Annotated in this window: 9 protein-coding genes; 1 reads left to right on the top strand and 8 read right to left on the bottom strand. The window is 48.5% G+C overall.

Features of this window, described 5'->3' with window-relative positions; genetic code table 11:
* Positions 1 to 556 precede the first annotated feature (556 nt).
* Both D7Z26_RS11610 and D7Z26_RS11605 read right to left on the bottom strand, forming a co-directional pair.
* A complete protein-coding gene (locus tag D7Z26_RS11610; protein ID WP_120977042.1) occupies positions 557 to 5,221 on the bottom strand; it encodes a cadherin-like beta sandwich domain-containing protein in 4,665 nt (1,554 codons plus the stop codon).
* Positions 5,222 to 5,425: 204 nt separating this feature from the next.
* Positions 5,426 to 9,781 (bottom strand): helix-turn-helix transcriptional regulator, encoded by a 4,356-nt coding sequence (locus tag D7Z26_RS11605; RefSeq protein ID WP_158602276.1) that lies wholly within the window; start codon positions 9,779 to 9,781, stop codon positions 5,426 to 5,428.
* Positions 9,782 to 10,017: 236 nt separating this feature from the next.
* On the opposite strand from D7Z26_RS11605, the gene D7Z26_RS11600 reads away from it, so the two are divergent.
* Complete coding sequence (locus D7Z26_RS11600; RefSeq protein WP_120977038.1) at positions 10,018 to 10,923, top strand: SDR family oxidoreductase; 906 nt, start codon at positions 10,018 to 10,020, stop codon at positions 10,921 to 10,923.
* Positions 10,924 to 10,966: 43 nt separating this feature from the next.
* On the opposite strand, the gene D7Z26_RS11595 is transcribed toward D7Z26_RS11600, so the two are convergent.
* The 6 genes from D7Z26_RS11595 to D7Z26_RS11570 form a co-directional block, all read right to left on the bottom strand.
* Positions 10,967 to 12,313, bottom strand: a complete 1,347-nt coding sequence (locus D7Z26_RS11595; RefSeq protein ID WP_120977035.1) for an MATE family efflux transporter — start codon at positions 12,311 to 12,313, stop codon at positions 10,967 to 10,969.
* A gap of 108 nt (positions 12,314 to 12,421) precedes the next feature.
* Positions 12,422 to 13,213, bottom strand: coding sequence for a class I SAM-dependent methyltransferase (locus D7Z26_RS11590; protein WP_120977033.1), 792 nt, complete (start codon positions 13,211 to 13,213; stop codon positions 12,422 to 12,424).
* Between the two features lie 175 nt (positions 13,214 to 13,388).
* Entirely contained in the window at positions 13,389 to 13,778 is a 390-nt protein-coding gene (locus D7Z26_RS11585; protein WP_120977031.1) for a LytTR family transcriptional regulator DNA-binding domain-containing protein, read from the bottom strand.
* Between the two features lie 19 nt (positions 13,779 to 13,797).
* Entirely contained in the window at positions 13,798 to 13,926 is a 129-nt protein-coding gene (locus D7Z26_RS11580; protein ID WP_120977029.1) for a cyclic lactone autoinducer peptide, read from the bottom strand.
* Complete coding sequence (locus D7Z26_RS11575; protein ID WP_158602275.1) at positions 13,923 to 14,450, bottom strand: accessory gene regulator B family protein; 528 nt, start codon at positions 14,448 to 14,450, stop codon at positions 13,923 to 13,925. The genes D7Z26_RS11580 and D7Z26_RS11575 overlap by 4 nt, the downstream gene beginning before the upstream one ends.
* Entirely contained in the window at positions 14,443 to 15,099 is a 657-nt protein-coding gene (locus tag D7Z26_RS11570; protein WP_120977025.1) for a hypothetical protein, read from the bottom strand. Before D7Z26_RS11570 ends, D7Z26_RS11575 begins: the two co-directional genes overlap by 8 nt.
* Positions 15,100 to 15,273: the final 174 nt, after the last annotated feature.

Below are 15,273 nucleotides of genomic sequence, written 5' to 3'. Positions count from 1 at the left end.
AAAGGTCCACCGCATTGGCAGGGATCCAAAATTGCCGCTACTCATGCCTATCATTTGCTATACTGCAATCAACGACGTCTTTGGCGTTCTTAGACGCTGGAGACGATTTGCGGAGACGATACAGACAATGATAAGCAAGAGACTTATAAATCTGTATCGTAAACAAAAGCCCCGAATAACCTGCACGGTGCAGGATCATCGGGGCGTGCTTCGCCACTCTAATTGAAATATTGTATGGAGCTTAGCTTCGGTAGGCCAACCAAACCTTTTTGTACAATTACTTCATATAAAATCAGGCTTTGAATCACCGATATACTTCACTTTGTGCGATAAATCGTATAAAACTCAATCTTCGTCGGTCAAACTCAGCCAATTTGTATGATTCATCGTACAAAATCCGAAAATCCGGTGCTGTCCAAACATATTTTGTGTGAAAAATCGTACAATATGCCCCGACCACATTAAAAGCAGAGTTTCTAGTTCAAAACATATTACAAATTAATAAATTTGCAGGCGCAGCTCTCTAATGAGAGAGTCTGCGCCGTGAGATGACAAGCTATCTGGAAACGTCTATCAGCTTAAGATCGATGTTGCGGCATACGGTCAGCATTCTAAGAATCATCGCTACCGCCTGCTCGCGAGTCGAATAGGCTTTCGGATAAAACATGCCGTCTCCCGCACCTATAACAATATCCGCTTCGGCCATCTGGTCGATAGATTGACGCGCCCAACTGTCGCTCGTGTCCGAGAAATAGGTGTTGCCGGTAGTCTGACCGAAAACGATCAACCGTGCCAGGATTGCTGAAATTTCCCCGCGAGTAATTTGCCGGTCAGGCTTGAATGACCCGTCGCCCATACCTTGAATAACGCCAGCGGCTGTCAAAGCGTCAATTGCCGATCCAGCCCAGTGATCTTTCGTATCGGAGAACATCGTGCCCGAATAGCTAGTCGTGTCAAAATATAAAGCATTCGCCACCATCGCGACAAACTCGGCGCGAGTAATATTATCGCTTCCGTGAAAGTTTCCGTCAGGTCTTCCTTGGATTATACCCAATTGCCGAGCGACTTGAATCGCTTCGGAACTCCAATGGTCAGCCGGGACATCCAAAAACGGCTTTAGTGCAGTCCGGTTAAGAGCAGCTTGATCCGCTTCCTTGACCTTCTGAACATTCGTGATTTTATCATTGAGAATAGGTCCATCGGATGCAGGCGGTGGCGTAGCCTTATCGTTTGCTCTCGTAACCGTCACAGTATACATTTGTGTCGTCGTGCCGTCCTGTGCCGTCACTGTAATCGTAATCGGGTTGTCCCCCACGCTCAGGCTAATCGCTCCAGATGCAACGCCGCTCGGCACGGGTATGCCGTTAACTTTTACCGTCGCGGTGCTGTCGCTTACCGTTGGCGTTACCGTGATACTGCTCACGCCGTTCGGCACGCTGGCCGTGTAACTTGTCGTGCCCGACGTAAATATCGAACTTAAGCTGCCGCTCGACAACGTCAAACTGTTCAAGTTCGCATTGTGACTTCTGCTGTCGCTGCTACTGCCGCCGCTGACAGTTGCCGAGGCTCTCGTAACCGTCACAGTGTATGTCTTCGTCGTCGTGCCGTCCTGTGCCATCACCTCAATCGTAATCGAGTTGCTCCCCACGTTCAGGCTGATCGCACCAGATGCCGATCCGCTCGTCACGACCGTGCCGTTAACCTTCATCGTGGCGGTGCTGTCGCTAACTATCGGCGTTACTGCGATGCTGCTCACGCTATTCGCCACGCTTGCCGTGTAGCTCGCTGTGCCCGACGCAAACGCCGGGCTTAAGCTGCCGCTCGACAGCGTCAAGTTGTTCAAGCTCGCGTTGCTGTACGGCGCTCGCGTGACCGTCACGGTGTACGTCTTTGTCGTCGTACCGTCCTGCGCCGTCGCTACGACCGATATCGTGTTGCTCCCCACGCTCAGGCTGATCGCTCCCGATGCCGATCCGCTCGATACGACCGTGCCGTTAACCTTCACCGTGGCGGTGCTATCGCTCACTGTTGGCGTTACCGTTATGCTGCTCACGCTGTTCGCCACGCTGGACGTGTAGCTTATCGTACCCGATGCAAATACCGGGCTTAAGCTGCCGCTCGACAGCGTCAAGTCGCTCAAATTCGCATTGCTGTTCGAAGCTCGCGTCACCGTCACGGTATACGTCTTCGTTGTCGTGCCATCCTCCGCCGTCACCAATACCGTAATCGGGGCATTGCTCCCGACAGCCAGGTTGATCGCTCCCGATGTCGAGCCGTTCGTCACGGGAACGCCGTTGACCTTCACCTTCGCGGTACTGTCACTCACTGCCGGCGTTACCGTAATGCTGCTCACGCTGTTCGCCACGTTGGCCGTGTAGCCTATCGTGCCTGATACAAACGCCGGGCTTAAGCTGCCGCTCGATAACGATAAGCTGTTCAAGTTCGCATCGTGGGATTGACCCACTTTTCGAATCACATTATTATTCGTATCCGCTATGATTAGATTTCCACTGCTGTCAATAGCTAATCCAGATGGACCGTACAATTCGGCCGACGTCGCCGCTCCCCCATCTCCCGAATAGCCATTTGACCCATTTCCCGCCACCGTGCTGATGATGCCTGTCGATTGATCTACTTTCCGAATTAGAGGATTACTCCCCTCCGCTATATACATATTATCGCTGCCATCAAAAGCTAATCCAGATGGAGAGTACAATTGGGCCAAAGTCGCCGCTCCCTCGTCTCCCGAATAGCCACTAACCCCCGTGCCCGCCACTGTGTTGATGTTTCCCGTTAATTTATCTACTTTTCGGATTCTGGCGCCACGATTATCAGCAATATACAAATTCCCCAAGCTGTCAAAAGCTAACCCGTACGGGAAATCCACTTGAGCGGACGTCGCCGCTCCCCCGTCTCCTCCAGAGCCTCTGACCCCATTTCCTACCAACGTGCTGATGTTCCCCGTCAATTTATCCACTTTCCGAATTCTGAAGTTATTCGCATCTACGATATACAGATCACCCACGCTGTCAGTAGCTACTCTGTATGGCATACTCACTTGGGCAGACGTCGCCGCTCCCCCATCTCCCGAATAGCCGGCGACCCCATTGCCCACCAACGTGCTTACGATGCCCGACGGATCTACTTTCCGAATTCGATGATTACCCGTATCCGCAATATACAGATTCCCGTCACTGTCAATGGCTACTCCTCTCGGGCCATTCAATTGGGCAGACGTCGCCAATCCTCCGTCTCCCGAATAGCCAAATGACCCGTTGCCCGCCACCGTGCTGATGTTCCCCGTCGATTTATCTACTTTTCGAATCCGATGATTAGCCGCATCCGCTATATACAGATTCCCGCTGCTGTCAATAGCTACTGCCCAAGGGACTCTCAATTGAGCCGACGTCGCTGCTCCTCCGTCTCCCGAATAGCCCCCAGACCCATTGCCCGCCACCGTGCTGATGATGTCGCTGCCACTGCCGCCACTGCCAGTTGGTGAGGCTCGCGTCGCCGTCACCGTGTACGTCTTCGTCGTGCCATCCTGCGCCGTCACCGCGATCGTAATCGGATTGCCCCCCGCCCCAACGCTCAGGCTGATCGTTCCCGATGCCGAACCGCTCGTCACAGTCGTTCCATTAACCACCACTGTCGCGGTGCTGTCGCTTACCGTCGGCGTTACCGTAATGCTGCTTACGCTGTTCGCCACACTTGCCACGTAGCTCGTCGTGCCCGACGCAAACGTCGGGCTTAAGCTGCCGTTCGACAACGCCAAACCGCTCAAGCTCGCGTTGCTGCTTATCGCTCGTGTCAGGGTATACGTTTTCACCGTTCCATCCTCTGCCGTCACCACGAGTGTAATGGTGTCCCCCACGCTCAGGTTTATGGCACTCGATGCCGATCCGCTCGTCACGGGCGTGCCATTAACGGTAACCGTTGCGTAACTGTCTCTTACTGTCGGCGTTACCGTGATGCTGCTCACGGCGTTCGGCACGCTTGCCGTATAACTTGTCGTAGCTGGATTAAATGCCGGACTTATACTCCCGTTCGATAACGTCAAGCCGCTCAAGCTTGCATCGTTGGATGGGCCTACTCTTCGTATCCTTTGGTTATTCGAATCCGCGATATACAGATTCCCGTTACTGCCGATTGCGATTGCATAAGGGTAGTTCAACTGGGCAGACGTCGCCGATCCTAAGTCTCCCGAAAAGCCGGCTGACCCATTGCCCGCCACCGTGCTGATTTTCCCTGTTGACATATCCACTTTCCGAATGCTGTGGTTACCCCTATCTGCTATAAACAAATTACCGATGTTATCAATAGCGATTCCCCTTGGGACATTCAATTGGGCTGCCGTCGCCAATCCTCCGTCACCCGAATAGCCGGTTGACCCTTTGCCCGCCACCGTGCTGATGTACCCTGTCGCCTTGTCCACTTTCCGAATGCGATTGTTGCCCGCGTCCGCGATATACAGATTCCCGTCGCCGTCAATTGCCACTCCCGACGGGTAGTACAATTCGCCTGCCGTCGCCAACCCTCCGTCACTTACTCCGTCTCCCCAACCCCAACTGGCGGGGTCACCGTTGCCCGCTACCGTGGTGATCGTGCCCGAGGTGTCTACTTTTCGAACACAATTGTTAGCCGAGTCCGCGATATACAGATTCCCGATGCCGTCAATTGCCACTCCTAACGGTTGAGACAATTGTGCCGACGTCGCCGATCCTCCGTCGCCCGAAAAGCCTGCAGATCCATTGCCCGCCACCGTGCTGATGTTCCCTGTCAGCTTGTCCACTTTCCGAATTCTGCTATTAGACATATCCGCTATGTACAGATTATCGGAGCTGTCAAATGCTATTCCATAAGGGATGCCCAATTGGGCAGCCGTTGCCAATCCTCCATCCCCCGAAAAGCCGGGAAACCCAGTGCCCGCGACCGTAGTGATGATGCCCGAAGACGCATCTATTTTCCGAATCCGATAATTTTGCGAATCCGCAATATACACAGTCCCGGTGCTATCAATAGCTACTCCGTAAGGATTGTAAATGCCGGTCGACGTCGCGGCTCCCCCGTCTCCCGAGAAGCCCATCGCCCCCGTACCCGCCACCGTAACGATAATGTTTCGGCTAGCGGCATAGACCTTTCCCCCGAACCCTTCAGGCAGAGGTGTCATCATGAACAGAAATACCAATATATAGGTCGTAACCTGTTTAATCTTCTGCATGCTTGTTCCCCCTATTAGAAAATACCAAGGGTAATTCTATATAAAAAGCGACAAACGTACATCTATAGAAAGTTATAGATTCGACAAAATACCCTCTATTTGTCAAAAGAAGTCGTAGTTTTTCCTGATTAAATACAAATAGACTGTCACCGATTTCCAAATGAAATCAGCAACAGCCTAGTGTTCGTGAGACAGATTGATGAGCTAATTTAATAGTTGAAGTTCCCTTGCCTTTTTGATTGCTTGTACTCTTTTATTGACTTGCAGTTTCCCATAAATGTTATTCGCATGGCTCTTTACGGTTCCTTCCGTAATGTCCAAATCCAATGCGATTTGTTTATTGGACAATCCTTCAGCCATGAGACGAATAATCTCCAGCTCGCGACTCGTTAGCAATTCGACCAGAGTCTCCTCTAATTGATCTGCATTCGCAATTGAATCCCCATGGCTCTCTAATTGCCATAACCTTTGATAAACCATTCGTGAAAATATCATTTCGAGCACTTCTAATCGCTCCGCCGTAAAAGCATCGCAAATTAAATTATTTTCCAAATACAAAACCCCGCTCCGGTGATCCGCATAACGAACAGGCAAACAGAGAATCGATCTAGGCTGCTTTTCTTGGATGTAAGGATCTGTTGCAAACAGACTCTGGCTTGCTTCGCCAAGAACAACAGACTCCCTCGTTCTCATGACGAATTCAACCACCGAAGCAGCATACTCGCCTATGCTATCTATGGAAGTAACCCGTTCACGGTTGATCTCTTGCTGAGCCTCTATGACGCATTTCCCCTGCTTGCTGAGTAGGACAAGCCCTTTCTCGGCGCCGGCATTACGGATAGACAACTGAAGGAAGGTATCCAGCAACTCCGATTCTGCCAGATCCCCGGATTTGATTTTATGAGCTTGCCGAAGTACCGCCATATCCAGATCTCTTCCTAGTTCAGCATGGGAATTGCTGTTTGCCTGCTGCTTTTCCTTCACTGTACTTCTATCGGGACCTTTAGCTTCGCCCCATTCTTTGAATGAAAGTGCGGCAAGGGCTGGATAGCGTGCTTGCAAGCGATTTACCTTCCCGGTTGCTCCCCACCTGAAGTAAGCCTCGCAAGCATTCCGCAAATATACTTCAGCCAATGGATGATTGTTCAATGCTAGATGAAAGTTAGCTGCCAGTTCCGCGGCAATCGCTTCATCTCGTGGATAGCCCTTTTCTTGAGCCCATTGAATGGCTTGATCATACAGCTTCGCTGCCTTCGCATGATCGTGATTTAGACGCGCCCATTCCGCCAGCATCAGCTTATATTTGGACATGGTGCTCTCCGGAACGACCTTTGTCCATAACTTCATCCGAGCCAGCAATTTATTTATAACTTTACGATAGCTGCTTTTTACAGAATCCGAAGCGCCGGGATATTCAGCTATGATTGCCAAAGCATGATAGAAACAGTGTCTCTGATTGAAAGACAGCACGCTGTGATTCTCGATTTTTACGGATGCTTCAGCCAGAGCCACAGCTTCTGAATAATGGGCATATAAATAATAAACCTCAAGCTTGCAAGTGTAATAGAAATAGAGATTTGATTTATACGTTTCGTTGACGATTTCTTCACGATGCAGTTCGCCCTCATCGAAATGCTCGCTATTGAAAGTTATTTTCGAATCGGTGGCGCTTTGTAAAATATGTACGTATTGCTTGGTTAGGTAAAGCACCCTTAGGGTCATAACGTCCAGCGCTCGAACCCCTTTTTCCGCGTATACATGACATAGTTGATGCAAATATCGTAGATCTTCACTGCCCGAAATCAATTGCGAAGATATCGCGTAACCTGCATAAACCAGATCTCCGCCTTCCAAGCTTAACTGTCCCGCTTTTTGAAAATAACGGTCCGATTGCCGAGGCTGCAAGAATTGTAAAATCAATCCCATGATGCAATGCATTTTTCCTTGTAATAAGACACGATCTATTTTCTCCGAATGATGGAAGGCAACCTCAACTAAACGCAAGGCCGGTTTATAGAGCTTTAATCCGAAGCACAAAGCGATCGCATAAGAACCGAGCGCAATTGAAAAAGCTTCCGAATTTCCATGCTTTAACGACATTCGTACATATTTGGCAAGCACAATGGCAGACAATTTCTCATTGACAATAAACAGAATGGACGATGAGGCCATGACAATATCCGCAAGCGCTTGCTGCCTGGGATCGTGACTCATCGGCAATCCCTTTAAAAGACCCCGTTTTCTCGCAAGCCGTAATTGCGTCTTCGTAACCTCTGTCAGGATGGAGAGACTCGAAGAATTCGAAGGGATATGCAAACCAAATTCCGCCATCGCTTTAAGAGCAATACGACAAGCTTCACTCTCTCTTTTGCGAAAAGCAAACATCGTAATCTGGATGACGTAGATCTTGGCCCGATCCGCCGGATTGTTCACATATAGCAGCAACTGATCCAGTTCAGCCTCCGCTTGCTCAAAATAACCGCAAAAATAGTGGCATTCCGAGCTTTCAAGCAAGAGATTCGAATACAGTGCATCCTGCCGGGACCATCCTTCGCCCTCAACCAATCGTGTCCCCTTCTTCAAAAGTTCCAATGCCTGGCCATATGCAGCGGAAGCTTTCGCCCTTTTTCCCGCTTGAAGGTTAAGCTGAGCCAATTGATCCATTTCCGCAGGATCAGTCATATACTCACTGCCTGCATTCAAATGATGTACGAGTTCGAACAAAAGATCGCCGGCGTTGTCCGGATGAAGAAACTGCAGCATCGAACGGCCGATTTTTAAGTGAATCCGCTTTTTTTCATCATGCGGCAGCAGCTCGTAAGCAGCTTCCTGTACTTGATCATGCTGGAACCTATAACGGTTTTCTTCGGCCACTATCAATCCTCCGCTTACCGCCGGCAGCAAGTCTTGTTCCGTATGCGTGCTGGATTTCCCATAGAGGGTTGAAAGCATCATAAGATCAAAAGAGCTCCCCAGACAGCCCGCCAACCCCAGAATATGCCGAGTTTCCTCCGGAAGCGTTTCAAATCTTTTCATAATCAGATCAATGACATCATGAAACCCTTCAAGTTGCCCAATCCCCTCAAGATTCCAAGTCCAACGCTGCTGATTAGGGTTAAAAGAGAGGAGACTTTGATCATAGTACGTTTGCAGCATTTGTGTGATATAAAAGGGATTTCCTGCTGATTGCCGATTAAGGACCTCCGCCAACGGTTTTACTTCGCTTGCATCGTCATGCAGCATGTCCGCGACATATCGGACAACATCCGAATGCCCAAGTGCACGGATATTCATAAAATGACTGCCGGTATCCAAGGAATCGGAAGGTTCGAGAAATAACGTTCTGAACGCGTGGCTCTCATCAAGTTCATCATCCCGATACGTTCCGATAATCAACGCACAATTAAGCGATGCATGGTTCCATAAATCCCGGAGCAGTTGAATCGAGGCCGAATCCGCCCATTGTAAATCTTCTAACCCGATCACGAGTGGATGCAGTTCGTCTGCAAAGGCCTTGATCAGATTGCCAAAAAGCATCCGAAATCGGTTTGTCGCTTCCAATGGAGACAAATTCTCGACCGGCCGCTGCTCTCCGATAATCCAGGTTAACTCGGGAATCACTTGTGTAAGCACACTCCCGCTTTGCCCTAAAGCTGTTAACAGCTTCGTTTTCAATCGCGCATGCTGATCTGCCCCGCCCGCCAAAATCTGCCGAATCAGATCCGATAAAGCCGTAACGAGCGCGGCATACGGCTTGGATTCCTGATGCGGTTCATATTTGCCTAAGACCACATAGCCCTTATTTTGTATCACGTGCTTTTGAAGGGCTTTGACGAGCATGGATTTACCGCTTCCAGCACGGCCGCCAATGAATAATAGCGCTTTGGAGCCTGAACAGGAGCACTCATACGAATCCTTAAGCTGCTGCCATTCAAGATCCCGGCCATAAAGCCGATCAGGCAACCGAAATCGGCCGCGTACATCAACTTCTCCCAATAGAAAGGGATCAATCGCTCCTTTCTCGATCCATTGATCGGAGCATTTGTTCAGATCGTCATGGAGACCGTACACGCTTTGATAGCGATCTTCGACTGATTTGGAAAGAAGCTTCATGACAAGGTCATTCAACACTTGCGGAATACCGGGGTTAACCGTGCGCGGAGGAACTGGCAGCATGGCCATGTGGGCATAGATCCAATCACTAACCGTATTTGCTTTTAACGGAAGTTCTCCCGTTAGCAGCTCATAGAAAAGAATGCCTACTACATACAAATCACTGCGTAGATCCACTTTCCGTTTCATGCGGCCCGTATGTTCTGGAGAAATGTAGGCAAGCTCTTCATTGGAAGCGCTATGCTGCAGTTCCCGCCTAAGCATCAATTGCCCGTCTTCGAAGCTAATCAATAAATTTTCCGTGGTAATTGAGAAGAAACCAACCTCGTTCTGATTCCGCTCTCGAAGCATCTCCATGACTTGTAAAGCTATGGAAAAAAATTGTTGGATAGTCATCGCATTGGCATTAATAAACGATCTTAGCGTCAGTTCATTTGCCTCATTCAAGCCCTTAAATCCCCCATGTCCATAGTGCTGAGTGTGTTTTTCTAATAAATCTATTCTATCTCTTTTGGTAAAAAAGTGCATCTTGCATCTTTTTGTAAGCACAGCAGAAGAGGCTGCCATAAGTCATGAAATGGACAGGCAATTCGCCAGTGAGCGAATTGCCTTTTTTCGTTATGTATGCGTAGGAAGGACCGGATTTGTCTAACCTTAAGGTATACAGAAAGGAGCGAATCGCCATGACAACTTCATCCCAACCTCCGGTAGCGCAATCCCAGACGCCGACGCCGCAGCGTCCAACGTCTTTTCCACCGCAGCACCAGAATCGGCAGCCCGGAATCGAGCTCAACATGAACCCCGCGCCCGAAGCGGAGTCGCCGATCTACAAACCTGCCGGTAAGCTGATGGGCAAGGTGGCCATCGTTAGCGGAGGAGACAGCGGAATCGGACGAGCCGTATCGATTATCTACGCCAAGGAAGGCGCAGACGTAGCCGTCATCTACTTGAACGAAGACCCTGATGCCGACGAGACGATGAAGCAGATCTCCGCCGAGGGGCAGCGATGCTTGCTTCTGCGCGGAGACATCGGAAAGCCCGAATTTTGCAAGCAAGCCGTAAATCAGACCTTAGAAGCATTCGGCCGTTTGGATATCGTCGTGAATAACGCCGCCGAGCAGCACCCGCAAGACAAATTGGAGCAGATTACCCCTCAGCAGTTGGAGCGGACGTTCCGTACGAACGTGTTCGGAATGTTCTATCTCACTCAAGCCGCGCTGCCGCATATGTCCGCAGGAGCGACGGTCATTAACACGGCTTCGATCACGGCTTACCGCGGAAGTCCTGCGTTGCTCGATTATTCCGCAACCAAAGGCGCCATCGTCTCATTCACTCGATCCTTAGCCATGAACGTCATCGGACAAGGCATTCGCGTGAATGCCGTCGCTCCAGGTCCGATATGGACGCCGCTAATACCCTCGACTTTCGATGCCCAGAAGGTCGCGAATTTCGGTTCCGATACCCCGATGAAACGTGCCGGACAGCCCGATGAACTTGCTCCCGCTTATGTGTACTTAGCTAGTGAGGACTCGTCCTATATGGCGGGACAGGTACTGCACGTAAACGGCGGGGAAGTCGTGAACGGGTAAACTTGCTTCCCATTACACGACGGCCCCGCCGTCGTTGGTACGATTATACGTGCGCTACTGTTAGTTTTACCGATGTAAAGTCCGTTCTGTAATAGCGTATGAGCACGGCTGATCCGAGGGCGACGAGGAAGGTATATAACGCAAGCCACGCCCCGGTGCTTCCCCAGTCGAAGACCGTCACGAATAAATAAGTGAGCGGAACGAACATGAATATGCTGAGGACAAATGAAGACCTCATTAAGAACGTCGTGTCCCCGATGCCTCTTAATCCGCCTGCATAGAAGTTGTAGAATCCGTCGAAGATCTGCAAGTAAGCGGAAACTTTAATCAGATGCGCCGCCAATTCGTACACTCCCGGGTCGTTGCTGTACAGCTTCGCGATCGGAACGGACCAGATCATCTCCACCGTTCCGAGCGCGACCAGGAAGATCGTACCCAAGATCGCGGCGTTCGTTCCCGCCGCCTTCGCTTCTTTCGGCCTTTGCTTGCCAAGCTCCTGACCAACCAAGATCGTTGCGGTCGAACCGAACGCGAACGCGGGCATGAAGCCGAACGACATGATGCTGAGCGCGACCTCGTTAGCCGCGGCGGCAAGATCCCCAAGCGTCAGAACGAACATCGTGAAGATGTACATGGACACGCTCATCGAGAATTCTTGCAAGCCTAATTTCCCGCTTTCTCGGGAAATCAGCTTCAGTTCTTTCCAATCCGGTTCTTGCAGCTTTCTTGTCTGATACCGTTTGTGCATCGGACCTAAGAATACGATGAGACAGATTAACAATTGCACCGCTTCGCCGATCAATAAAGCATAACCTGCGCCTATAATCCCCATATCCGGCAATCCCCAATGACCGTACGTTAGCCCGTAAGTAAGCCCGACCATGAGAACGTTGGCCAAAATCGAGACGATCATCGACGTGCGCGTATCGCCTACTCCCCGGAAGAAACCATGGAACACGAAGCTGATGATCCCGAAAGCCATCGCATAGAAGCGGAGTTCCAGGTATTCCCCTCCCGTTGAGATCAGCTCCGAAGAACCTCCAGTCAACTTAAGAACCGCTCCGCTCGCCAGCCAGCCCGCCAAGGTTATGATTACCCCTACACCAACGCTAACGAAAAGCGCGAGATACATCCTTTGCATCCCTTTGCGCATTTCCTTGGCTCCGAAGTTCTGCGCGACAAGATAGTTAACCGAATGGCCGATCCCCGAAAAGATCGCAAACACGTTGTACATAATAATATTGGATACGCCGACTACGGCAATGATTACGAATCCAAGATCTCCGACGAGTATCAAGTTGATCGTTCCCGTTAAAGTCTGCGTCGCGAAAGCGAACAACGACGGGAGCGCCAGCATTAAAATGCCGATCCAACTCTTGAAAAGCTTCATGGTGTCAAACCATCCCCACTGACTAAGATGTCCCCATTCTGCCTGAGTTGCGTACTTAAGTCAATGAACGGAAAGGTGAAGTCTTTGTGCAATTGTGCTCTATTTACATTACCGTTTAATCGCGTATATTCTTAGCCGTCGGTAATCGGCCGTCCATGCGCCGTCTTGGTAGAGCGAATGATGTTGCTTTCTCATCCGGTCGGACGCGTCGCGAATCCATTGCTCCTTTTCCGATTCGCCGGCTTGGGGGAACATCGCATGTCCGAACATCCTCAGCCAGCCTTTCATTCCCTCTTCGCCTTCCTCAAGACGCGTCGGACGATCGAAGTGAATCGCGTTCCTGATTTCTAGTCCGTATTTCTCAAGCAACGAACAATATTCCCCCATCTTCGGAAAATACCAAGGCATGACAAACGCATCTTCCCGACCATACTCGCCTAAAGTTTCTTTCATTGCTTCAATAATCGTTTGCACATTCCCGTATCCGCCCAGTTCAACGACCAGCCTCCCTCCGGCTTCGAGACCGCTCGTCAAACTTTCGGCCGCACCTTCGGCATCCTTCATCCAATGCAATGCCGCATTGCTAAACACGGCGTCATACGGCTTCTTCGCTCGCCATTTCGTGACGTCCGAGCATTCGAAAGTAAGTTGGGGATATTTGTCGCGCGCTCTCTCGACCATTTCCGGGGAAATATCAACGCCATGCACATCAGCCCCTGAGGCTGCGATTCGAGCAGCCAGGTCCCCCGTGCCGCATCCGAAATCGATAATCCTTTCCCCGCTTCGCGGCTTCAGCCATGAGATAAGTTCCTCGCCGAACAGCGAGACGAATCCCATCGACTCATCGTATGTCCCCGCCTCCCAGTGAACCTTTTGATTTGCATCGTTGGACCTTGTCATTGCCATCCCTCCTTGTATGGTTTGCTCATAAGGCAGATATACCACGCAAGGGTATATAGGTGAAATATATAAAATCTATACATTATATAGTTGTTGTCTATAAAGAGATGATCTCATTATTAAAAACCAAAAAACCAAACCTCGGCGGTTTGGCGGGCACTCCATCTGATTGCGCTTACTTTTTCCAAAACAACGATGGCTTCGGAAATGCTTTGTACGCTTCTTTCTGTTCTTTGGCTAAGTGCTCAACCTTGCCTACGTTGGCCTCCGAGACGGTCGCGAATTTGCTATCCTTAGTCACTGGATGCTCGAAATAAACCTTTCGCGCCTTAGGATCAAATGATTTAACGTGATTCATGTTGACTATGTTCGTCCTGTCCAGACGTTCGAAGCCTAAATCCTTGAATAAGATAAGCAATTCATCCAATGTCGTGGGATAGAAAAACATGCCGTCCTTCGTATAGAACTCGGGACCATCCGCAGTTGGCTTAATCGAGATGAGATCGGCAATGTTAATCGTGCATGGATTCCCGTCGCGGTCCAATAAGCGGATTTGATCGTTCATGTTTTCTTCCCCTTTGCTGTTATTGTGTCTTTTTCAACTCTTCTGGAATTTCTGGACGGTGAATCATAAAGAGACTCGCCGTACTTACAAATACAGCAGCTACCAATACTAAGATCTTCGAAATCATGACTGCAAAATCCCGCTTCATATTCCCACCTCCTTATTAGGTATTAATAAAGTAAGTGACTGAAAAAAAACAGCTAGAGTTACAGTTGATGACACGATTATAACACTGGAAAGCACTATAATCGTAGCAACAATTTTTAATAAAGGAAAGTACTTGCTGTCGATACGCGCGTGATTAGCAATATTAGCTGGCGCATAAATAAGTACGATGATAAGGCTAATTACGCTTAGTAGAACAAAATAATTGTGCGAGAGTTCGATCTGAGTGGAGACGAAGATAATTATAGTTGAAACAATCGAACAAGTAATGGAATTTTTAAAATGATAACCGCCTGAAAAAAACCTTAACACGGAAAATGCGATAAGTCCCATGAGTGCTAAAAAAACCGAATCTGTACAAATTGCAAGTACAAGCACAAGGACAAGCGTAATGAGATTATTCAATAGTGCTTCGATTGAAAACTTCATTACTTCCACGCTTGCCGTTTGATTAGGTTCCAGATTCTTTATCTTTATTGCAAGCTTTAATGCCATGTTCTCAATCATTCCGCTCATCCCTCCTAACAGTTAGATATAACAATACAACCAGAGTACTAAGTAAAATTATAGAGACTAACAAGTAAGGAGGTTTACTAATCGTAATAAACAAAAAGTTAGCAACGAACACAACAAAAATTGCGATAATTAAAAAGAAAATAAAAACTTTGTTTTCTTTTATGTAGGTTCTTCCGTTTTTCAATCTACTTTTATTTTCTACGAAACTAAAGCCACCCTTATTACTCCAGATGACTAGTGAAAATACCAGCATAAGAAAAGCAGATGAAACTTGCAGGATATACCCATCATCAGTATTCATTAAGTCAGTTAATATTCCCGTATGCAAGTACAAACCCGCAGTCATCCATTGGACCATAAAATTAATAATGTATCCTGTTATTACAACAACCGTGGCGTTAAATAAATGAACCCTAAGAAAAAACATCACGAATAATATAATAAAGATAGCTTGAACTAAAGATGAGGTAGCCTGCAAAAATTCAGTTTGCAGAGAGTTGGATACAAGACTTAGTACTACAGAGAATACACCGAACTTTAGGATGTTCTCTCTTATGTTAAATCTAAATAGAACAAAAATAAAAAAGAAAAATGATAAATTTTCTAGAGTAGAGAAAAACATGAAACCAGCAAATTTCATTGTGTTAGAGCCTCCGCGCATATGTTTCATGTACATAAGTTCAACTTTACAATTCTATTTTATCATTATTCTTAGAAAACGCATCCATATTTTCTTACATAATTAACGAAATAATACTCCATATTCCCTATGTTTAATGGTATAAAGGAATTACTCTAAGAAATATTTGGGAGA

This window comes from Cohnella endophytica, assembly GCF_003628305.1.
Classification (GTDB): domain Bacteria; phylum Bacillota; class Bacilli; order Paenibacillales; family Paenibacillaceae; genus Cohnella; species Cohnella endophytica.
Note: the sequence above shows the minus strand (reverse complement) of the source record. Positions and strands in the feature narration are given on the sequence as shown.